Origin of the sequence: Vibrio sp. SCSIO 43137, from assembly GCF_028201475.1 — a bacterium.
Lineage (GTDB): Bacteria > Pseudomonadota > Gammaproteobacteria > Enterobacterales > Vibrionaceae > Vibrio.
Genome location: NZ_CP116384.1, coordinates 1,416,767 through 1,438,121, shown reverse-complemented (window position 1 = coordinate 1,438,121; position 21,355 = coordinate 1,416,767). Strand labels below are relative to the sequence as shown.

The 21,355-nt window shown below is 44.7% G+C and carries 19 protein-coding genes; 8 read left to right on the top strand and 11 right to left on the bottom strand.

Annotated features, from left to right (window positions below):
• Window positions 1-32 precede the first annotated feature (32 nt).
• Genes PK654_RS22330 through PK654_RS22315 form a run of 4 tightly spaced genes read right to left on the bottom strand, consistent with a single transcriptional unit; the run spans window position 33 to window position 5,679 of the window.
• Window positions 33-2,729, bottom strand: a complete 2,697-nt coding sequence (locus PK654_RS22330; protein WP_271699694.1) for an arsenate reductase (azurin) large subunit — start codon at window positions 2,727-2,729, stop codon at window positions 33-35.
• 2 nt (window positions 2,730-2,731) lie between these two features.
• On the bottom strand, window positions 2,732-3,355 hold the full coding sequence (locus PK654_RS22325; protein ID WP_271699693.1) for an arsenate reductase (azurin) small subunit: 624 nt from the start codon (window positions 3,353-3,355) through the stop codon (window positions 2,732-2,734).
• Window positions 3,352-4,578, bottom strand: a complete 1,227-nt coding sequence (locus PK654_RS22320) for a cytochrome-c peroxidase (RefSeq protein WP_271699692.1) — start codon at window positions 4,576-4,578, stop codon at window positions 3,352-3,354. The genes PK654_RS22325 and PK654_RS22320 overlap by 4 nt, the downstream gene beginning before the upstream one ends.
• Window positions 4,579-4,587: 9 nt before the next feature.
• Complete coding sequence (locus PK654_RS22315) at window positions 4,588-5,679, bottom strand: cytochrome-c peroxidase (protein ID WP_271699691.1); 1,092 nt, start codon at window positions 5,677-5,679, stop codon at window positions 4,588-4,590.
• A gap of 370 nt (window positions 5,680-6,049) precedes the next feature.
• Between PK654_RS22315 and PK654_RS22310 the strand changes: the two genes are divergently transcribed.
• The 5 genes from PK654_RS22310 (at window position 6,050) to PK654_RS22290 (ending at window position 13,431) form a co-directional block, all read left to right on the top strand.
• Complete coding sequence (locus PK654_RS22310; RefSeq protein ID WP_271699690.1) at window positions 6,050-8,407, top strand: HEAT repeat domain-containing protein; 2,358 nt, start codon at window positions 6,050-6,052, stop codon at window positions 8,405-8,407.
• Between the two features lie 151 nt (window positions 8,408-8,558).
• A complete protein-coding gene (locus PK654_RS22305) occupies window positions 8,559-11,042 on the top strand; it encodes a PAS domain S-box protein (RefSeq protein WP_271699689.1) in 2,484 nt (827 codons plus the stop codon).
• Between the two features lie 4 nt (window positions 11,043-11,046).
• On the top strand, window positions 11,047-12,390 hold the full coding sequence (locus PK654_RS22300) for a sigma-54-dependent transcriptional regulator (RefSeq protein ID WP_271699687.1): 1,344 nt from the start codon (window positions 11,047-11,049) through the stop codon (window positions 12,388-12,390).
• 144 nt (window positions 12,391-12,534) lie between these two features.
• Window positions 12,535-13,020, top strand: coding sequence for a VOC family protein (locus tag PK654_RS22295; RefSeq protein ID WP_271699686.1), 486 nt, complete (start codon window positions 12,535-12,537; stop codon window positions 13,018-13,020).
• Window positions 13,021-13,083: 63 nt separating this feature from the next.
• The gene (locus tag PK654_RS22290; protein WP_271699685.1) at window positions 13,084-13,431 is read left to right on the top strand and encodes a DOPA 4,5-dioxygenase family protein; all 348 of its coding nucleotides are present in this window, start codon (window positions 13,084-13,086) and stop codon (window positions 13,429-13,431) included.
• A gap of 69 nt (window positions 13,432-13,500) precedes the next feature.
• Here the strand turns inward: PK654_RS22290 and PK654_RS22285 are convergent, their stop codons facing one another.
• The 6 genes from PK654_RS22285 to PK654_RS22260 all read right to left on the bottom strand — a co-directional run bounded on the left by PK654_RS22285 (window position 13,501) and on the right by PK654_RS22260 (window position 18,821).
• Window positions 13,501-13,968, bottom strand: coding sequence for a 2TM domain-containing protein (locus PK654_RS22285; RefSeq protein ID WP_271699684.1), 468 nt, complete (start codon window positions 13,966-13,968; stop codon window positions 13,501-13,503).
• A 121-nt stretch (window positions 13,969-14,089) separates the two neighbouring features.
• Window positions 14,090-15,088, bottom strand: coding sequence for a succinylglutamate desuccinylase/aspartoacylase family protein (locus PK654_RS22280; RefSeq protein WP_271699683.1), 999 nt, complete (start codon window positions 15,086-15,088; stop codon window positions 14,090-14,092).
• 182 nt (window positions 15,089-15,270) lie between these two features.
• On the bottom strand, window positions 15,271-16,659 hold the full coding sequence (locus PK654_RS22275; protein ID WP_271699681.1) for a sensor histidine kinase: 1,389 nt from the start codon (window positions 16,657-16,659) through the stop codon (window positions 15,271-15,273).
• Window positions 16,656-17,339 (bottom strand): response regulator transcription factor, encoded by a 684-nt coding sequence (locus PK654_RS22270; protein ID WP_271699679.1) that lies wholly within the window; start codon window positions 17,337-17,339, stop codon window positions 16,656-16,658. Before PK654_RS22270 ends, PK654_RS22275 begins: the two co-directional genes overlap by 4 nt.
• 142 nt (window positions 17,340-17,481) lie before the next feature.
• On the bottom strand, window positions 17,482-18,162 hold the full coding sequence (locus PK654_RS22265) for a PepSY domain-containing protein (RefSeq protein ID WP_271699677.1): 681 nt from the start codon (window positions 18,160-18,162) through the stop codon (window positions 17,482-17,484).
• Between the two features lie 134 nt (window positions 18,163-18,296).
• Window positions 18,297-18,821 carry a hypothetical protein gene (locus PK654_RS22260; RefSeq protein ID WP_271699676.1) on the bottom strand — a complete coding sequence of 175 codons (525 nt, stop codon included), beginning with the start codon at window positions 18,819-18,821 and terminating at the stop codon, window positions 18,297-18,299.
• A gap of 198 nt (window positions 18,822-19,019) precedes the next feature.
• Here PK654_RS22260 and PK654_RS22255 point away from each other — a divergent pair, with 198 nt between their 5' ends.
• Both PK654_RS22255 and PK654_RS22250 read left to right on the top strand, forming a co-directional pair.
• A complete protein-coding gene (locus tag PK654_RS22255) occupies window positions 19,020-19,322 on the top strand; it encodes a DUF1330 domain-containing protein (protein ID WP_271699674.1) in 303 nt (100 codons plus the stop codon).
• A 15-nt stretch (window positions 19,323-19,337) separates the two neighbouring features.
• Entirely contained in the window at window positions 19,338-20,132 is a 795-nt protein-coding gene (locus PK654_RS22250; protein ID WP_271699673.1) for an SDR family NAD(P)-dependent oxidoreductase, read from the top strand.
• A 170-nt stretch (window positions 20,133-20,302) separates the two neighbouring features.
• On the opposite strand, the gene PK654_RS22245 is transcribed toward PK654_RS22250, so the two are convergent.
• Entirely contained in the window at window positions 20,303-20,656 is a 354-nt protein-coding gene (locus PK654_RS22245; RefSeq protein ID WP_271699672.1) for a metalloregulator ArsR/SmtB family transcription factor, read from the bottom strand.
• Window positions 20,657-20,904: 248 nt separating this feature from the next.
• On the opposite strand from PK654_RS22245, the gene PK654_RS22240 reads away from it, so the two are divergent.
• Window positions 20,905-21,327 carry a type II toxin-antitoxin system HicB family antitoxin gene (locus PK654_RS22240; protein WP_271699671.1) on the top strand — a complete coding sequence of 141 codons (423 nt, stop codon included), beginning with the start codon at window positions 20,905-20,907 and terminating at the stop codon, window positions 21,325-21,327.
• Window positions 21,328-21,355: the final 28 nt, after the last annotated feature.

Genomic DNA, 21,355 nt, shown 5'->3' with positions numbered 1-21,355 from the left:
AAGGGAGCCTTTCAGCTCCCTAAAGTGGTAGGTTAGGTAATGTTACGTGGTGCAAAAGAGAATGAACGGAACTCACTCTTATATTTTGACTCACCCAGTTTCTTGATATTGGCAACTCCCATTTTGTAGTTGTAGTTACCGCTGATCTGGTCGACAACTCGAGTAGTGAGAGCATTAGATGGTTGACGCATATCAATCATATTGGCATACAGTACGCCTTTTTTAACCGCTGGAGTTACTATTGCCACTGCCGTTACAGCTGCTTTGTCTAGCTTGATATGACCATTTTCCATCAGTTTGCTGAACTGAAAATCATCACCGTGAACACCAAGAATAGTATCTTTGAAATTAGCGACCCGGTTTGAGTACATCATCACCTGATCACCTGACTCAATACCGCGTTTTGCGGCATCGTCCGGATGAATTTCTACCCAGTTTTCCGGCCAGCGCTGAATAACGTAGGCACGTCGTTCAACGTCATCAAAACCGGATTGCCAGATTTCATTTATCCGTCCGTTTGAGAACCAAAGCTCCTCTTCTTTTGGCTGCAACCACTCATAGAAGTCACTAAACAGGTTCCATGGGTGTTTTTGCAGGTTCACTTTACCTGTCTGACTATTAAAGCCAGTCAGTTGCTTCTTCAGAACGTTGGCGCCCTGAGGCCCGTCAGCTAACCCTTTTTCCTCCAGTGCAGCCGTTGATAACTCAGTATCATGAAGGCGTTTAGTGCCTACCAACTCTTTTGTATCGTAGTTGTAGAATACCGGCCCCTGAATACCGTCAGTCCCATACTCTTTCAGCTTTTCATGCAGGGTTTTTCCTTCCGCATGGGCGGCTACTTTGATCATATGGAAGTCTTTACGACTACCCCGGCTAAAGCGAGATGCTTCTTCTGCGACATCATTAGAATTGTTCCAGTCAAAACCATCGAATCCCATCCGGGTCGCTAGCTGGGAAATAATCCACCAGTCTGGTTGTGCATCACCCGGTGCATCGGCAAATTTTTGATACAGGCGTAGCCGGCGCTCTCCGTTAGCGCGCATAAAGTCAACTTCGCCCCAGGTAGCAGCAGGGAAGACAATATCAGCAAACTTAGCTCCGATTGGATCACGTAGATAGATATCTTGATTTATCACTACCATGCCACCGGAGTCAGCCCGCTTTTTAAGTGTTTCAATGATTTCAGCTTTATCATAGGAATACACCTGATGCGGGTTGGCAACCGTCAATTCCCAGAACTTTTTCTGCAGTCCCTGACTACCACACATTGCCTGAATCCAGGTAGTACCAATTACGTGCGCAAATCGTGTGTGGCCTGAATAGGTGTATCTGTCAGTATCTATTGAACGTCTTCTTCTTCCCGGTACTTTTTCTGGCGACTTGTTGCGGGGTAACTTACCACCTGACTGTCCTCCCCGCTGGTGACCACCAAAGCGTCCGACTACGCGGCCTTCCCGTCCACCAGTACCAATAATGGTCGCAAGTGAAGAGATAGCATTGGTGTTACCTGTGTTGTTTGACCAGTAAAACCCTTTTTCGATACCGATAGATGTTTTTGGCCTGACTCCTTTAACCGGCTTCGCCAGCATTTCAGCGGCTTTGTAAATTTTAGCCACATCAATACCAGCCATTTTTGCAGCATAGTCAGGATCGTACTCTTTTTGCTCCAGATTCCATTTTTTATATCCTTCGAAACCATCAGTCTGGAACTTGCCCCAGGTGGTACGCCATTGCCAAGGAGTGTTACGGGTTCCCTGACCAAAGCCTGAGCTGGACTCCCATTTGTTGTTTACCCAGTTCTTTATCCATTCACTGTCTTCCCAGCCATTTTCCAGAATAACCCGGATAATGGCGCCAACCACAAGGTTATCAGAGCCCGGATTGAGGTCGATGTGGAGGCCACCATGCTTCTTAAGCCATGCGATACCAGCAGTTTCCCTGGGGTTGAGCATGACCGTTTTCATGCCTCTCTGAACGGCCGGCATAATATACTGAGTGAAAATGATGGTTTTTGTTTCATACGGGTCTGTGCCACAAATCATAAGGGTATCTGCTGCACCCCAGTCATCATAGCTCGGCCCAAAGTTGTCGAATCCGGCATCACGGAAGCCGGGGGTTGAGGTCACATCCGATGGTGTGTCATGGAAGGTAAAGTTCGCTGTATTGATATGTCTGAGAGCGTACTTGGTAATGGCATAAGTGTTTTCAATATATTGATAAGAAAATGTTTTTACTCCGTAGGCATTAGAACCATGAGTATCAATAACATGCTTACCAACTTCGGCTGCAATTTCCAAGGCGAAATCCCATGGTACAGGCTGCAAACTGCCGCCAATACGGACCAGTGGCTGAGTCAGACGGTCTCTGGTTCCGGTCGCCGGATTATACAGCTTTTGAGCTAACAGCCCGCCACGCATAGATGAGTCACCAGTCTTGTTGACGACTTTGGTGTCTTTATCCGGAACCACAACAATATTGTGTGGCTTGCCATTATGCATTACGACATTGTGCTGGGCAGGTGCAACCCATGACTGAAGCGGTGCACTGGGAAAGTTTATGCCGAATGCGTTTTCATCGGCTTTCATACCGCCATTACTCTGCTCTAAAGGCCAGCGATATACCTTGTAGCCGCAGGCTACAATACAGTAGTCACATGCAGTGGTAATCACTTCCGCATTTTTAGGTGGCAGCGGAGCGTGATCTTGCGGAATATAAAAATTAGTGGTCATGATTACGCCTCCTGCATCGCGATCAGATTTTCCGTTCGGCCAAATAGCAGCCCCATAATGCCTACTGCGTATATATCGTCGCCTTCTAGTTCAAGAAGTACCTGAGGAAGGCTTTCATAAGCCTGACCGGAGACAATGATACCGTGGCGACGCATATCAAACGTAGACAGATGGAAAGGACATTGTCCAAGTACTCTGTGTTCACCTACGACTTTATACTGGCTGTTTAGCGGGCCTCCCTGATGTGTGCACATAAGGGAAAAGCCGACAACATCTTGTTTGGGACCAAGGCCTCCGCCTGCTGAAACGCCCATTTTTACCAGAATACCTTGTGAGTTCGGGCCATCATCCGGGTAGTTAAAGTAGACAGGTTTGTTCTCTTTAAGCTGACTAAGTTTACCGACCAACTGTCTTGGGTATCCGACAACACGTGCCTGAGCTTTTTTAGCCTGAGCGGTACCCGGAAACAGTGTCAGAGACATAACACTTGCCGTACCGGCGGTAGCGCCGCTGTAGATTAGAAAATCCCGCCGCGACATCATGCATTTGTTATGTTCATTTGCACTTTCTGCATTGCTGTTTTGACCACGAGCGGATTGAGCATTTTGTTTATTTTGCGTACTCATTTTTTTACCTCCTCCAACTCTTCCATAGTAAATAAAGGCTGATATTCAGGTAATTTAGGGTGATCCATAATGATCTTCTCTCCTGAGAAGGCCTTCAGGAACTCCAGTAGATCGGCTTTTTCTTGCTTAGTTAAACCTAAAGGTTTAATTAATGCGCTTTTCGAATGAGGGAAGTCGGTGGTTCTTCCGTCTTTTGCAATACCACCACGGTCATAAAAGTCCACCACATCTTCCAAGGTTGCTATGGTGCCGTTATGCATAAATGGTGCGGTATACATGGTGTAACGAAGGCTTGGGGTACGGAACTTTCCTTTCATCTCCTTGCGTTTGCCACGAAAATAGACGCCGGGATCTGCTTTGGTTTCACGGTACATTTTTTCGTTAGAGCCTTTGGCGTACAACTCATAACGGAAGGTAATCTGAGCCAGTGCGTCATTCTCCCAGCGCAGATTGGTAGGAACACCTACGTTGTAGTTCTTCTGATCAGAGGCCAGTGCACCGTTGTGACACGCAATACAGTTGGCTTTGCCTTCAAACAGAGCCTTACCGCTTAACTGAGATTTACTTAGTGCTTTTTTATCTCCAAGCAGGTACTTATCCAGTGGAGTATCGGTTTGAATTAGTGTGCGTTGAAAAGCTGCGATGGCTTTCCAGGCGTTACTAACTTTTGGATAGTTATCACCAAAAATCTTATTAAACTGCTCAACATATTCTGGTACCAATGCAAGACGTGCTTCCATTAAGTCATCTTCACCGTTACCAGCAACACCACCTTTAGCAGCACTTTTTGCCTGCGCTTCAAGTGATTTCGATGAGCCGGCCCAGAATAGCTTTTGATAGTAAGCCGAATTAATAATGGTTTGGCTGTTTCTCCAGTGAACTGTGCCCGGATAACCCAATGACAGATCGGCAGGGAAGTCCCAGCCTAATGTCGGAATGTGGCAAGCTGAGCAAGGACTTGATGTGTCTCCGCCTAATCTTCCGTCAAAGAACAGCTGTTTTCCCAATGCGACTTTGTCCGGGGTTGTAGGGTTATCTTTAGGGGTTGGTACCGTTCCTAAAGGTGCAAGTGCCGGATATTGTTTTCCGTTCAGAGTAACCGGGGGCAGAGAAGCTGCAATTTTATCTGCTTTTTCTAAGTCTTGATTCGCAATTGCCTGAGTTGCTCCAAAAGTGAGTGCAACTGTCATCAATGCGGACAAGTTGATCCATTGTGTTTTCATCTCGTCCTCCTAGTTTTTCACGTTGCGCCAGTCAGAAATCAACTCGTAGCTGTAATCTTGGTTAGTCCACACGTGATCATCTGTTGTCAGAGGCTCACCTGATAGGGACTCAAGAAAAGCAACTAAGTCTTTTTGTTCCTGAGCGGATAAGTTAAGAGGCTTAAGGCGGGAGTCTTTGTTCATATCTTTGCCTCCGCCCTGATTGTAAAACGCCACTACATCACTAAGAGTTGCCAGCATGCCGTTGTGCATATAAGGTGCGGTATGTTTAAGTTCCCGCAGCGTCGGCGTCATAAACTTGCCATAGTCACTCTTATCGGTTTTGTGAGTCTGAACATGTGCACCAACGTCACGTTTGAGATTCATATAGTTTTCATTACCCATAAACATGTTAAAAGCGATGAAAGTCTGGTGCCGCATTGGATCAGTGAAGATATCAAGGTTCTCCGGTACGCCCGTATTGTATGGCTTCCCATCGGTAAACAACGGACCGTTATGACAAGATGCGCACCCTGCTTTACCTTTAAAAAGATCAAACCCTTTTTTCGCAGACTTACTGAGTTTCGATTTATCAAATGGTGTTTTATCAGAGGTGAGGGTTTTCAGGTATTCCGGAATGGCTTTACGGACAGAACCATTTGATGGCTCTCCATATCCGGCGTCTTTGAACATTTTTACGTATATCGGATCTTGTTTGAGGCGCTCTTGCATCAAACGCATATCCATGTTCATTAGCCAGTCTTCAGTAATGTTTTCACGTGTTACATCGTTTAGGTTAGTGCCGATGCGGCCATCATGAAACCACACTTTCTTATAAACAGTATTTATTAGAGTCGGAACGTTTCTAAATCCTTTGCTGCCTGTATAAGCAGGCCCCAGAGCGTCTGGATGTGCATATCCGTTTTCGGGTTTATGACACGAAGCGCAAGACAGCGCGGTATTACCAGACAATCGATTATCAAAGAACAGGCGTTTTCCAAGTGCTGCTTTGGCTGAGTCTATCTTCAGGCTAGGTAAAGAGCCGAACGATTTAGTATCGGATTGGCTCCACACTGAACATGAGACACTGATAGTAGCAGCAAGGATTAGCATTTTTCTCATTGTTATGCTCCTTAGCTTCCAGCTAGTTCCGTATTCGATAAAATTATCTTTAACGGAGTATTGTTTTGATTATCGTCGCTGCTGTAAGAGCATTTTTTGAGCCAACTTTTTCAGACAAATAAAACATATAAAATACAGTGAGATGGATAACATTGAGACCTGGATCTCAATGGGAAAAAGTGAACGAAACGTTCAGAAACAACGACTAGTGTTTAACGTTTTGTTCAATTTTGAACGTATGGTTTGCTTTGAGAAAGGTATGCTTTGTTTAACTGATTGTATTTAATGAATAAAACAATCCGGCACACTTAATGCTTTGCAGATTCTGATGCGATGAACAGAATAACAATAGCTAAAAAAGGATCTTGCGATGCATGTAAGTGAAACAGAACTTTCAGCGACAGATAAGGGTAGCCACACCACCCCTGACCCTGTTTCGGTATTAATTGAATTGCTTGAAAATGGTGATGAAGCTCAACGCTGTTACAGTGCAAGGGCATTGATATCAGCACAGGCTGCACAAGAAGGGTTGGATAACAATTTGTATCATGAAGATCCGGATGTTGTGATTGATTGTGCGAATACACTATTCCGGCTTGGGCTTGGGAATACTGACCGGTTGCTTGAAGTCGCACAGTATCACCCCGATGCAGATGCCAGACTGGCGGCGATGGACGCGCTTGAGAACAAAATGTCAGACGAGAAAGTAGAGGCGTTTATGCTCCGTTGCGCTGGTGGCAGGGCAGAAGATGATATTTTAACAACTACAAGCGAGTGGGATGACTGGTGGGATATTCAGCTAAAGGCGGTTGAAATATTAGTAAGCAATAGTCGTCACAAATATCTTCCTGAGTTTCTAAGCATCTTAGATTCTGATCCTGAGCCAGAACTTGAGTCCCGTCTTTATCAGGGAATCGTAAAGCATGATGTTGACTGGATAATTAACCGACTACCTGATGCAACACTGGCCTCCAAAAGGAAATTAATCAAATCTCTCTTTTATAGCAATGAGCAGATAGCAAGAGTGTTTTTGTTTAAACAGTTGCGGGATGAAGACCCTATTGTGCGTAAATTGGCAGTAGAAGGGCTTACAGAAAAAGGAGCGAATGAGTACTTCTGGGATATTGTGCAATTACTGAAAGATACAGACAGTGGCGTACAAAAAGCGGCGATGACGGCATTGAAAGGCTTTAGTTGCAATGATGAAGTTGATCAATTAAGGCTTATTAATTATATCGAGCTTTCAGAGCGCAATGCCAGACCTCAGTTGTTTGAGTTGCTGGCCCGTTTTGATGAGATCAATAGTGAGCATATTGATCGGGTTATCGATCTTCTTTGGGCATCTCCGGCTCAATCTTTAATTAATGCCACCGAGGTTCTAGTTCACTCCTGTCTGAAGCCGGAACAAACTAAGACTCTACTGGAGCTTTATTTACATGCTTTAGATTCTAATGAACAGAACAATGCCGTTTTTGTTGGGCTTATCCGCAAGGTTGCAACTGTACAAGGTTATGACATAGCTCTTCTGGAAAGATTGCAATCTTATATTCACCGGATGGATGAACACACACAAGAATACCATTTCAGTGTGAGTGTCAGACAGGCTGCCTTTGACGTGTTGGCTAAATCTGAATCTGCCACCTGCAGAAGGTTTATTAAAGTAGCCATTTTGGGCAGCAACGCTTATCCGGACGCCATAGATGTAAATCAGATAGAACAAGATGAGCCTAATGAATCGGGCGGACAGCAACAGGTTGAAAATCCGCAAGGAAAAGATCTTGAAACAAAAGAGCTTGAAACATTGCTGGAAGCGTATGAAGAAAGAGTCGATTTACCTCTTACTATTGTTAACACTCCAAACTCAACGTTGGGAGCGATAACTCAGGCGAACCTGGAATCAGAACTTGGTGCGGCATCAACAGAGCCTGATCAGCAGCAACATATTGTTGATATGGTCGATGAACTGGACGATGCGTTGAGTGATTACGCCCAGTTGGTTAAAGACAATTTTGATAGTGCAGACGAACTCGAGCTGAATCGAAAAAAAGTCGTAAAACTACCGACATTGCCTAACAAGATATTGGCCATTAAGTCACTGGGAGCGTCCCCTTCAGACTATTCAGCGGCTTTGCTTCTGGAAGCTGTACTTGGAAACCAGCCATCGGAGCTAAGAGAGATATTCCACTCATTACAAAACATCAAAAAAGCTCTGCCGGATAACAGTGCGGTGGACAATGGGCTGGGAGCGGCAGGTAATATTGTTTATCACGGTGATGATTTAACAAAACAGTCAGCGGCGGGTTTTCTTTCTGTGTTACCTGCCGGAAAGGCGATACCCCTGTTACTGCATTTGGTAAGTGATTCAAATGATCATGTCAGGTTTTGTGCGTTTAACTCACTTGAGTTTCATATCGACAAAATAAAGTTAAATCAAAAAGAAGCGGTAACAGCGGTTATCAGGCGCGGTTTGTCTGATTCATCTAGTGGAGTGAAAGCACAAGCACTAAGATTGGCTGCACTTTACCCTAATAAGTTCGATATAAGTTTTAGTTTATTGATTGATGTCGCTATTGATAATGATGAATGCCTCAAAGTTGCTCAAGATGTATTTGCAAACAATAAGGTGTTAGCGCTACAGCTTTTAGCTGAAAAGGTAAAAGAGTTAAGAGATCATCATCAGCCAAACGCGATTAAGTTGATGGGGCTGCTATTAGAACAAGACTGTTGATATTGGTTGTAGTGTGCGGCCTGTTAAGGGCATTTTGATTAAGATGAAGCGCACAAATGTAATTCAATCAGGTGGTTATTATTGAGTCCCTTGTTATGGTGTCCTTATTGGCAGGGCTCAGTTTGAACGAAGAAGGATAAGAAGCTCTCATATGGAAAGCGAGAATATTTTACCGGAAAAACTAATTTTCGTATCTGAGCTTCTTCTCTGGCTTGTTCCTGCCTATTTAGCATTAGCCATTGTTATGAGTGTGCATTACTTCCTTAGCGTTAAGAATGATCAACAATACGCATTACACAACGAAAGAGTTATTGTTGATTTAATTGAGGAGGTACTTGGAGAAACACTTACCAGAATGTCTGCTGACGCTAAAAATCTTTCCTATGTTACCCGTCAGGTAACTTCACTCCACGCAACGCCACTTAATGATTTGAAACAGTACTTTATCCAGCTAAGTACTAATAACCCAAATTATGATCAGATCCGGTATATAGATACAGAGGGTTGGGAGCGGATACGAATCAATAACAATGCGGGAGAAATATCAGTTGTAAACCAGGCTGACTTACAGAACAAGGCTCACAGGTACTATTGGCAATACTCCAACAACTTGCAAAGAGGCCAGGTCTATATTTCTCCGATGGATCTTAATGTTGAAGAAGGTGTTGTGCAAAAGCCACTTAACCCGACGATTCGTGTCGGTACCCCTGTCTTTAACGAAAAGGGTAGCAGGACTGGCGTTATCATTCTCAACTATAAAGCAAAAAGGTTGATCGATAAGCTCTACACTGTTGCACCAAGCTTTATCAATCACGTCTATCTGTTTAACCCTCAGGGTGTTGCCGTGATTCACCCGACAGACAGTGGTGATGTCAGTTACGCCATTGATACCCAGAACAATATCCCTTCGGCGATATTTGAACATGTGAAAACTGCAGATAAAAGGCAAATACTGGAAGGCAATAACTACTACACCTACGCCCATGTTTCTGCTCCAAACAATGGTAACTGGACCATTATTTCAGAATTTCCCGAGAGCAGGTTTAACTTGTCCCGCTGGGCATTTGTAGAGCACTTTTTATTGGTTTACGGCTTGCTCTTTTTTATTACTGGCCTGGTAACATGGTTGTTTAGTCGTTACCGGGTTCAAACGCGCTATTTAACTGAGCAGAAACAGTATGAGCAACAGTTCCGGCATACACTGGAAAATATTCAACTGGCGGCCGTTAGCATTAATCGTGCAGGTGTTATTACTTTTTGCAACGACTATTTTTTGTCTCTTGTAGGGTATCAAAAGGATGAAGTGATTGGTTACTCCTGGATTAAAAGGTTTATTCCTGATGAGTTGCAGGTTCAGGCACAGGAAGCACTTGATGAAGCGATAAGGCAGCAGACTCATCAGCCGCAAAGTGAAAGTGTTGTGCTCAGTAAATCGGGAGAAATTCACTTAGTATCCTGGACATCAACATTTACTGAATCGAAAGAGAAGGCGGTTACCCTGACACTGCTGGGAGAAGATGTCACAGAACATAAAATGGCGCAGGAACAGCTCCAGCAACTTAGCCATGCAGTGGAGAGTAGCCAGAACTCAGTTATGATAACGGATATTGCCGGGCAGATAGTTTATGTTAACCCTGTTTTTTGTGAGTTATCCGGATATAGCCGGGACGAAGTTATGGGCAGAAGCCCTAAGTTTCTTCAGTCAGGCGAGATGGAATCTCAGGAATACCAGAGCTTGTGGCAGACTCTCAAAGAGGGCAAAGAGTGGCAGGGAGAGTTTCATAACCGAAAGAAAAGCGGAGAGCTCTATTGGGAGCGAGCCAGAATTTCTCCGGTGAAAGATGTTGAAAACCGTACCTTGTATTATGTTGCGGTGAAACAAGATATTACCGAGGAAAAGCGTCTGGCCAAAGAAGTTGAGCGGCAGACTAATGAACGTATTCAGCATGAAAAGCTGGCAGAAGTCGGGAAAGTCGTCAACATGATAGCGCACGATTTGAGAAACCCCTTGAGCTCTATAAAGATGGTGTTGCAGATTCAGGAACGTGCGAACAAGAGTGAGATGTTTAGGATTTCTCTTGAGCAGGTAAAATACATGGAAGCTATTCTTGAAGAACTACTTGCCTACTCGAAACCCGAACAATTACAGCCTACCTGGCTGGATATCAACAAATTGTTAGAGGCTGCGGTGGCAAGCCAGCAAAAACAGGCTAAAGACGCTCAGGTTGCTTTTGATTTAATGCTTCATTCGAATTTGCCCACTGTGTATGTTGATCCGGTAAAAATGCGTCAGGCGATTCAAAACATATTGATTAACTCGATTCAGGCCACAGGAGATGTGGAGGATGCAAGGGTAAAAATAGTCTCTAATATAATGATTACGGAATCTGGTACAGAGTTAATCATTGATATTACTAACAATGGGCATCCAATCGATCCATGTATGGTCGATAAGGTTTTTGAGCCATTCTTTACCACGAAGGCAAAAGGAACCGGGCTTGGGCTGGCAATAGTAAAAAGGATTATTGATAGCCATGACGGAAAGATATCCTTGTCTCCACACTCTTCATCCGGAACGCTCGCAAGAATCAGGCTTCCCACTACACCGAAACAGGCAACATCAAAGGAACAATAATTAAATGAGAAAAATGCTAATAGTGGATGACGATAACGGAATAAGCAGAACTCTCCAGCTTCACTATCAATCCCTTTCTTTTGATGTAAAAGTTGCCAGCTGTGTTGATGAAGGGGTCGCTACAGCGAAGGCTTTTCAGCCTAACATCATAATTCTGGACATCCGTATGGAAGGCAAATCTGGTCTTGAGGGATTACCAGAGTTTAAGCAGTCCTGTAAAGATTCCCGCGTCATTATGATTACTGCGTTTCATGATATGGAAAGTACTATCGAAGCGATGCAGCAGGGAGCAGACGAATATATCCATAAGCCTATAGATATCGATGAACTGGATAGGGCTGTCAATGTTGCAATGGAGTATCAGGAATCAAGTAGTCAGGATGCAGTGCTTATACCTGACAGCTATGGAAATTCTATGGTTGGCTCTTCAAATGCAATGAAAGAGATTTACAAAACCATAGGGCGGGTTTCTCAAACTAATGCTTCGGTTATGATTACTGGTGAATCTGGTACGGGAAAAGAGATGGTTGCCCGCGCAATTCACAACGCAGGAACAAACAAAGATGCTCCTTTTGTCGCGCTTAATTGTGCCGCTTTGGTAGAAAATCTACTTGAGTCGGAAATGTTCGGCCATAAAAAAGGCGCGTTTACTGGTGCAGTTGCTGATCAAGCCGGCAAGTTTGAGCTCGCCCGCAACGGCACCTTATTTTTAGACGAGGTTGGAGAGTTATCTCCGACGATTCAGGCAAAGTTATTGCGGGTATTACAGGAAAAAGAGTTTATTCCCCTTGGCAGTAAACAGGCGATTAAAACCAATGCCAGAATAATCTCCGCAACTAACATTAACTTTGAAACTCAGATTGAAAAAAAACAGTTCAGGGAAGACTTATTTTATCGTCTTCAGGTAGTCAGAATCCATCTGTCACCCTTAAGGGAACGGCGCGAAGATCTTGAGCAATTAATACCAAGCTTGCTTGCCAGAGCTAATAAGGAGTTGGGTACCAAAGTACTAAAGGTTTCTATCGATGCTATGGATATACTCAGGGGCTATAACTGGCCGGGTAATGTACGTGAGTTAGAGAACACGCTTACAAAAGCAGTCGCGCTTTGCCCCGGAGACATACTGACGGCTGATCTTTTCGACGATCTTAAAGGTAGTAGTGATGAGCTTTTGTTAAGTGAAGAAATACAGAATGAATCATTGAGTCTGGAAGAGATAGAGTTTAAGCATGTAAAAAAAGTGCTGGAAGACGTTAGTGGCCATAAAGGTAAAGCGTGTGAAGTACTCAAAATAAGCAGACCAAGACTGCAGCGTATTCTGGATAAGTACGCAAGTAATTACTCATGAAAGTAAGCTGTGTTAATAATAGCCGCTAGATGTATAAAATATAATTATCATTTCAATAATTAATGATAATTTCATTTAATTAACTACCGCCAATATACTGCTGCCATTAGATCATCAAAAGATAACCTAAACGGGAGCAATGCAATGAAGATGAATCATGTCGGTATTATGGTCGGGGATATGGATAAAGCGGTCGAGTTTTATACCAACGCCCTTGGTCTGAAAGTGGTTATGAACAACACCAAGGTGGTTGAGGAGCGTGAAACCGCCATCGGCAGAATGTGTATTGCTGTGTTTGGTGAAGGCTTTAAGGGCTTTAATATTGCTCATCTGGTGACAACAGATGGTATCGGTGTTGAACTGTTTGAGATGAAAGAGCGTCAGGAGCGTCACGAAGTGGATTTCTCCCGCCTTGGTATTTTCCACTTCTGTCTGCAGACTGATGATTTTGAAGGCGCTATTGCCCGTACAAAAGAGTTTGGCGGTAAGGTAAGAATGGACATTATGCGCTACCATCCGGAAGACGACAGTAAGCCGGCTAAGATGGTTTATCTGGAAGACCCGTTTGGCAACTTGTTTGAGCTCTACTCTCACACGTATGAAGAGGCCTACGCGACAGATTACGAGTAAGGTCTGGTTTGTATCGGCGTTGCGATTGTTTTATTCTCTGCTCAGCTGTAATAGGGAGTACCAATGAATAATCCGCAACGTCCGGTTAACCGCCATAAATCCTACCACGCGCATATCTACTTTAATGCCGAAACACTTGAATTTGCACAAGATCTGCATAAGCAGATAAAGCAGAATTTTTCACTGTGGGTAGGGCGGGTGCTTCAGCGACCTGTCGGGCCACATACTGAGTGGAGTTTTCAGATCCTGTTCGGAGATGAGGATTTCGATTCACTTATCCCTTGGCTTGAGAAATATCGCGGCAATTTAAGTGTACTGATACATGCAGATTCCGGTGATGATCTGGCTGACCACACCACTTACGCTTACTGGCTGGGTGATGAGGTTGAGCTGGATTTGCGGGGATTTTAAGCTGTCGATAGAAGAGCCTGAGCGTCACCAAGGCTCTATAGCTAAATCGTCTTCAGAAAACTCTATCGGTTAAAGCTTTCTTCCCAGACGCTTTTCTATCTGCTTTTTTTCCCATTTAGGGCCAAAAAAGTTGAATACTTCGAAGGCATTCAGGCCGTGATTCACTATCCCGATACCCCAGCCCATGGCCGGCCACCATGCCCAGATATAACCCGGATTGGTCAGCAGGTTAATCACAAACAGTAAGCTGATAACCAGAGCGTAAGTTATCAGGTGAGAGTAAAAGCCTTTGATGGCCCTTACCTGATCGATGGCGTTCTGCTCTTGTTGGTCGGGGCTGTTTTCAATGTTCATATCCTGCTCCTGCTGAAGTTGATCTACGCTGGTTTCAAATACAGCAGCCAGAGCTTTTAATGATTCAAGGCCGGGTTTCTGCCCTCGTTCTATTCGCTGAATAGTACGAATACTTAAACCACTGTGAGTCGCCAGTTGTTCCTGAGACCAGCCGCGCTGCAACCTGAGTTTTCTTACAATCATTACAAATCCTTTCTGCTTTTCAGGCAGTAACATTAGCGAAAAAGTGTCCGAATGTGTGACGACAGCAGGGTGACACTCTTATGACACTTATTATTTTTCAATGGCTTATGATGATGCTGTTTTAGCGAATCAATCTTACCACCAGAGAGCCGGGTGCCCTGACAGATTCTACATTATGGCTAATTACCGTGCCATCAACGGGAGCAGTGTAGCGGTCTACTTCATCGCCAAAGCTATTATACTGGGTGGCCAGAAGTTGGCCTTTGTCAACTTTATCCAACAGATCAACGTGGCAGATTACAAAGCCCCCTTGCTTAGCCCGTACACTGACGATTTCATCTCCTTCGACACAAGAAACCGGATTACTGACCACTTGCCCTGACAGCAGCTCATAGGATTTAAGAATATTCAGAATGCCGTTGGTTGCCCGGCTGACCATCTGCTGATCGGTATAGCGGCCGATACCCACTTCAATGGTGATGGAAGGAATTCCCGCGCGGTTGTAGACGGTTTCCAGAATACCCGGGTCACCCGGGTCATTAAGAATAACGTCGGGATTAATTAGTCTTGCCATACGCACAGAATCATCTAAGCGGTAATCCGCAAAGGCGTATAGGGGGTAAGCCGAACCACTGGTCTGGGAATGGAGGTCAATAGCCAGATCGGCGTTTGGTTTCAGCAGGTTTTCCCATAGACTGTGAGCGTAGCGGCTGGCATCGTCACCTGTAGCGCTACCGGGAAACACCCGGTTCAGGTTGGATGATGAACTGTCCGGTGCGGCAGAGTGAAAATCCCGGCTGTGGCGGGCAATACCTGAAAGGTTAACCGTCGGTACAATGGTTACTGTTCCTGCTATATCTCTGCCTGTCAGCTCTCTGGCCAGTTGTTGCGCTGTTAATATACCGTTCTGCTCATCGCCGTGAATACCGGCGGTAATCATGATTCGCTTGCCCGGTTTTTCTCCTTTAAATACCCTGACAGCCAGTGTCTGAGGATGGCCAATAGCGTCTGTTGCGACGGCAAACCAGAATTTGTGCTCGCCTGCCGGCAGGGCATCGACATTCAATGCCTGAATAGTGGGATACATAGGAACAATATATTCGTTCAGGGAACTGGCCATTAATTTCTCCAAAAATGGACGACGCGGCTGACCATGTTAACTTATTTGTTACATTTGTGCTTGTGTTACCTCTTGGAACTTGTCCGGATGGTATGCAACAGAATAGTTTAAGCAGAGTAAGTGGCTGAGAAATTTACCAGCCACCTTTTTTTAATGACGATAGAGCATGGGGAGGAGAAGCATCAAATTTCTGGAATGCCTGCTGGTAATCGAATTTGTATTGAAAGGCCTTCTTTGCCGTCCAACTGCCGGTTTTCTAGTAGCAGTGTTCCGCCCATTCTTTCCACAGCTGCACGGACAAAGCTGAGCCCCAGCCCGTTACCATTTTTATGGCGGCTGCTGTCGCTTCGATAGAACTTATCACAAAGCTGCTCCAGCTCTTCAGAAGATACTCCGCCACTTTGATCAATGATTTCAATCTGAATTTGCTTGTCAGATTGGATAGCCGAAAGCACCATCTGGCTCTCTTCTGGAGAAAACTTACCGGCGTTATCAATCAGATTACAGATAACCTGAAATAGAAGATCTGCATTGGCGTGTACCGTTAATCCGCTGTTCACCTGAGAGGTCAGTTGTTGGTTTTTATCTTCCAGTGCCGGCATATAGAGATCGCAGACATCATCAAAGAGCGGATTTATGTCAAACGAAGAGAGCTTCGGTGTTTCACCATTAGATTCCAGTCTGTTTATTCTCAGTAGCAGATTAAAAGTGCTTAACAATCTTCCGAGTAATGCCACAAGTTCTTCAAGCTCCGGATGTGTCTGGCTGAGTTGCTGAACGCGGTTATAAACCGTGGTTAACGGTGTCCGTAAATCATGGGCAATATTGTTGGCCTGCTGTTTTGTCATTTCGACAGAGTGGCGGATATCAGCCAGCATCAGATTAATCTCATCAATAGTCTCAGCCAAAGGCCCGCTGAGGTTTTCTGACGGAATGCTCTGGTTAAGATCGCCGGATTGACGAATGCTTTGACTGGTTTGGTTGATATCAACCAGTCTGAACTGGATTTTCCTGACCATCAGATAGGCAATCAGTACACCGAGTAATAGTACCGCAATAACACTGTAAATGAGCAGATTAAAGGATGAGAACTGGTCGTTAAAGTGATTGACATTAATGGCAATATTGAGGCGTTGCCAACGTTCTCCTGTTGGTAGATATACATCAATGGAAGCAGATGCGTCGTCCGCGGATTCGGCCTCTTCAGACCACTCAATACTCAGGCTAAGTGCTTCAAACTGAAATTCAGAATGCTCTTCGTTGCGGTGTTCTTCTTCGTATTCATCACGGTATTGGGTTGGAAGTTCGTCGTCACTGATGGTCTCGGCAAACTGATAGGTAAACAGAGACGATTTTTCTTCCCTGAGGTATTCCCGCGTTGCGTAGGGGCCTTCGTCGTACCATTGCTGATCGATAAGGGTAGCCTGAGCTTCCAGAAGGGGCAGAGCGCTTTTCTCCAGAAACCAGAAGTTCAGGCTCTGTCTGGTAAGCAGAAGCAGGCTTATGCTTATCAGTACTAAAACGCCATAGACGGAAAGAAAGCTGCGGAATGGATCTTTTAACCACTTCATACACGCACTTCCATGACATAGCCCGCACCCCGAACGGTATGCAGAAGGGGTTTATGGCCCTCAATATCGATTTTCTTTCTTAAACGACTGATATGCACGTCAATAACATTGGTTTGCGGATCGAAGTGATGATTCCAGACTCTCTCCAGCAACATGGTGCGGGTAATAACCCGTCCGGTATTGGACATAAAGTACTCCAGTATCTGAAACTCCCGCGTGTTTAACTGTATAAGCTGACGGCCACGGGTCGCTTTGCGGGAAAGTAGATCCAGAGACAGGGTATCAAGCTGGTACCCCGTTTTCTGTTCCGTTTCCGTCTTTGTCGTCCGTCGTGAGAGTATCTCAATACGTGCCAGTAACTCGCTGAAAGCAAAAGGTTTAATCAGGTAATCATCTCCGCCGCTTCTCAATCCTTCAACCCGCTCTTCCACACTGTCCAGTGCACTGAGTATTAACACCGGTGTTTGATTTCCTGCTGCGCGGAGAGCTTTGAGCATCTGTAATCCGTCCATCTGCGGCATCATACGATCTGTAATAATGACGTGGTACTCCGTTTGCAGCGCAGCCAGTAAACCTGTCTGACCGTTTTCGGTGACATCGGTCTGATGGCCTGCAGCTTCGAGGCTTTGCCGGATAAAACTTGCTTGGTCAATGTTGTCTTCTACTAACAGTATTTTCATATCTGAACAGTCGCCAAAAAGTAGTAAAAGGTGGTGAAGGGTCACCACCTTAAGATTGTTTACAGTGTAAATCTTTACAACCTATTTGCTACATATAGTATTGATTTTTGGTGCTCATATCTGCTGCTTTTCCGTTATGTGACTAGCCGTCATGAGACCCCTCGCCAAATAGGCTAAAGTGTTCTTTCTTTCCTTCTTTTTTTTCACCAGAGTGGCTTTCTTTTTTGTGTTCATTACTGCTGAAGCGGTCCTGATGTTGCTCTGAATGACCTCTTTCAGAGCCGTCGGCATGTTCTTCTTCATAGAATTCAATGGAGATCTCTTCGTCAAAGTCTGAATCTGTCTCCACGTCGATCACTTTGAGAGTGTTTGCATCAACCACAACGGACATGCTGTGCTCTTCACCTGTATCCACATCAATGATATAAGCTGTGGTGAAGTGCTCTATATATTCTTTCTCAGCACCAGTAATGGTACCGTTAAACTGCGAGGCAACACTGTCAATCGCCTGCTCCAGTGAATAGCGGGTATTAGTGTACTCAGCCGTGACTTCTTTGCCTGTTTGCGCATCGATCAGCACAAAGGTGTGTGCCTTATCGGAATCACTCTCCACCAGATAAAGCCAGCTGTCATTTTTTCCGTCAACAAGCTCTACGGAATCGGCTTGAGCTAAACCGGCACTTTTGGCTGATTTTAATGCCTGAGAGGCGCTGATAGTGGGATTAGCGGTCTGGCCGGTCTGTTCTGATTCTCCGGCATAGCTGTTTGCAATCAGGGTAAATGAAGTAATAAGGGTTGTAGTGATAAGAGTCAGCGTTTTCATAATCGTATTCTCGTGTTTGTTTAGGGAACGAAAATAAGATTAGTGTGGCAGACTAAACTCTTTCTAAACTGAAGATGACAAATTGTTCATGTTTAGTAATTATCTGAATTTAAAAGAGAATAACTTGTATCGTTCTAATGCTCTCTCGGACTTTGTAGTTGTCCTGACTCAGCTTCCTGTCGAAGCTGTTTCCATTGACGATAGAGTAGTTGCTGGGCACATCGCTCAACCCGCAATAGCTCCCGGTGCAGGTTGTCGTAATGTCTGCTTTCGAAATGCAAAATAATTCTGCTCATGGTACGAACCAGTTTCAGGTCAGCACTGTCGATGGTTTTATTCGGGCTCAGGCTGAGTCGCACTTTTACTCTCAACTGGTTTAGCTGCTTAACATCAGCAGCAAACTGCCGCTCAGCCAATTCAGGGCTGAGCTCTTTCACTTTAAAGTAGTGCTCTGTCGCTAATGCACAAAACTCAGCAATATCCTGCTTTAAGGTTTTGTGCCAGAGCATTTTTTGCTGAATAACAGTATCGGAAAGTTGTTTTTTATTGATCAGGTAGTTGATAAGTAACACCAGAAACACAGCCGCTACCGTCGCCGTTGCAATCCAGATTACAGGCGAGTGAAGCAGTTGGTGAGTAAACAGTGTCAGCTCATTCAATGGTGAGTGTCCTTAAGAACTCAAGGGCTATTATTTAGTTTATAACCTTGTCGCGTCTTAGCCAGTTTCTCTGCGAATCAACTCGGCTAATTATCAATATTTAATTAAAAGTGATTCCTTTTTAGCGTCAATTATCAAGGTGGATCCATATGGCTATACTCTGATAGTTAATAAAACGAATGATATGGAGAAGAAACAATGAGCTATTACTCGGTACTGGAAGTGACTCCGACCAGCAATGACTGGGTTGCAGATTATGTAGAGCCGACAAACCGCCTGGTTGCACAATATGGTGGTAAGTATCTGGCCAGAACCAGTAGCCATGAAAGACTGGAAGGGCAGGGAGAAAATGCGGCTCTGCGTGTCATTATCGAATGGCCGTCGAAACAGGCTGCCGTCGATTTTATGAAGGACCCTGAGTATGTGCCTCGCCTGCAAGCCCGTACCAATGGCTCTGTTAGTCACCACTTTTTAGTAGAAGGCAAAGACGATTTAGCCTGACGGGAAATTAAAAATATGAGTAAAGTAATATTACTTACCGGTGCAACCGACGGAATTGGGCTGGAAACTGCCAAAATACTGGTCTCTAAGGGCCATGAGCTGTTGATTCACGGCCGTAGTGCAGAAAAGCTGGCGGCTACTAAATCTGAGTTAGAGAAGGTTAATCCTTCAATATCTGTGGAGTGTTTCAGAGCGGATTTGTCCGATTTAGCAAGTGTGGATACCCTTGCAAACGAGATCAAATCGAGATTTAGTCGCATTGATGTACTGATTAATAACGCCGGTGTTTACCGTACTGCTAACCCTATTAATGAACAGGGACTGGACGTCCGTTTTCTGGTGAATACCTTAGCCCCCTATCGTCTGACCATGCAGCTACTGTCATTGATGGACAGTTCCGCGAGAGTAGTTAATCTCTCTTCTGCGGCTCAAGCCTCTGTTAATTTGGATGCTTTGAGAGGGAATAAGCAGCTGTCTGACGGGGAGGCATACGCTCAGAGTAAACTTGCCATTACTATGTGGTCTCGCAGTCTTGCTGAAAAGCTGCAAGGAAAAGGGCCTTTAGTTGTCGCGGTAAATCCGGCCTCATTTCTAGGCAGTAAAATGGTTAAAGAGGCATACGGGGTGGCCGGAGGGGATTTGCAGATAGGGGCGGATATTCTGGTTCGTGCAGCCCTTTCAGACGAGTTTGCTGATGCTAACGGTAAGTATTTTGATAATGACAGCGGTCAGTTTAGCCGCGCACATAGTGATTGTTATGACAGCAGCAAGCTTACTGAGTTAATTAATGTGCTGGATCAGTTCGACTGATAACAATTCCGGCGGCCAGCGAACTATGATGAGGGAATACTCGAACAGACAACTGCTGCCTGGCTTGAAACGTTGGGAACAGTGGTGCAGTGGCTGAAAAGTCTGGTGTAATATGATTTTCGGGGCCGGTACTATTGCAAGATTGCCGGCCTTTAATTTTTGAAGAAGTTTTATTCAGCGGTTTCCAGATTAAAACTTGGCCTGCCAGTCATTGCCTGTAAACGTTCAATGTCTTTCTGATACTCTTCTTTCAGGCAGTTCGATTTCACCAGATCAGCAATCTGCTTTCTCATCCAGCCCGGCAGATCTTCTGCCAGACGATAAAATACCCACTGCCCCTGACGGATATCCACCAATACTCCACTTGATCTCAGCATAGCCAGATGACGGGATACCTTAGGCTGACTTACCTGAAGGGCTTCTGTCAGCTCTGCCACACAGGCTTGCTGTTCCCGCGCCACCATTAACAGGCAGCGTACACGTGTTTCATCTGAAAGCAGTTTAAAGAATTGATGAGGTAACATGGGTTTCTCTATCTATAAATTACACAGTGGCGGCAATATACCCACTGTTAGTGAGGCAGTAATATAATCCTTCACAGGACAATCGTCTAGTTTGACGCTTGCTGTTTTAACTATTGTACCTTTGTTAAAGCGTAAATTTTTTTGTGAAATGACAGCAATAAAACAGAAAAGAGTCAGTTTGATTAGCTTTAATCCGCTTATCCTTTTGTTTGATAACGGGTTAAAAGGGTTAATAGGAAGGGCTGATAATGTTATATCCCATTGCTATTGAAACCGGAAATGATGAATACGCTTATGGTGTGGTCATTCCTGACCTTCCGGGTTGTTTTGCAGCTGGTGATACTTTGGAAGAAGCACTGGCGAATGCCAAAGACGCAGCCAATTTTTATCTGGAATATCTGGCTGAGCGGCAACAACTTCCTCCTCAGGCTGGTTCATTAGCTGACTGGCAGAAGAGCGAAGAGTTCACTGGTTGGGCTTGGGCTGTGGTGGAAGTTGATGTAGAGCCGTATATGGGGAAATCGAAGAAATATAATGTTTCCCTGCCGACCTTACTGAGAAAAAAGATAGATGATACGGTAACAGAAAGCAGTGATTATGCCGGCTTTTCTCAGTTTATTCAGCAGGCTGCAATTAAAGAGCTGGAACGGATGGATAAAGAATCTGAATAAGCATTGGACAATTGAAATAACAAAGCCG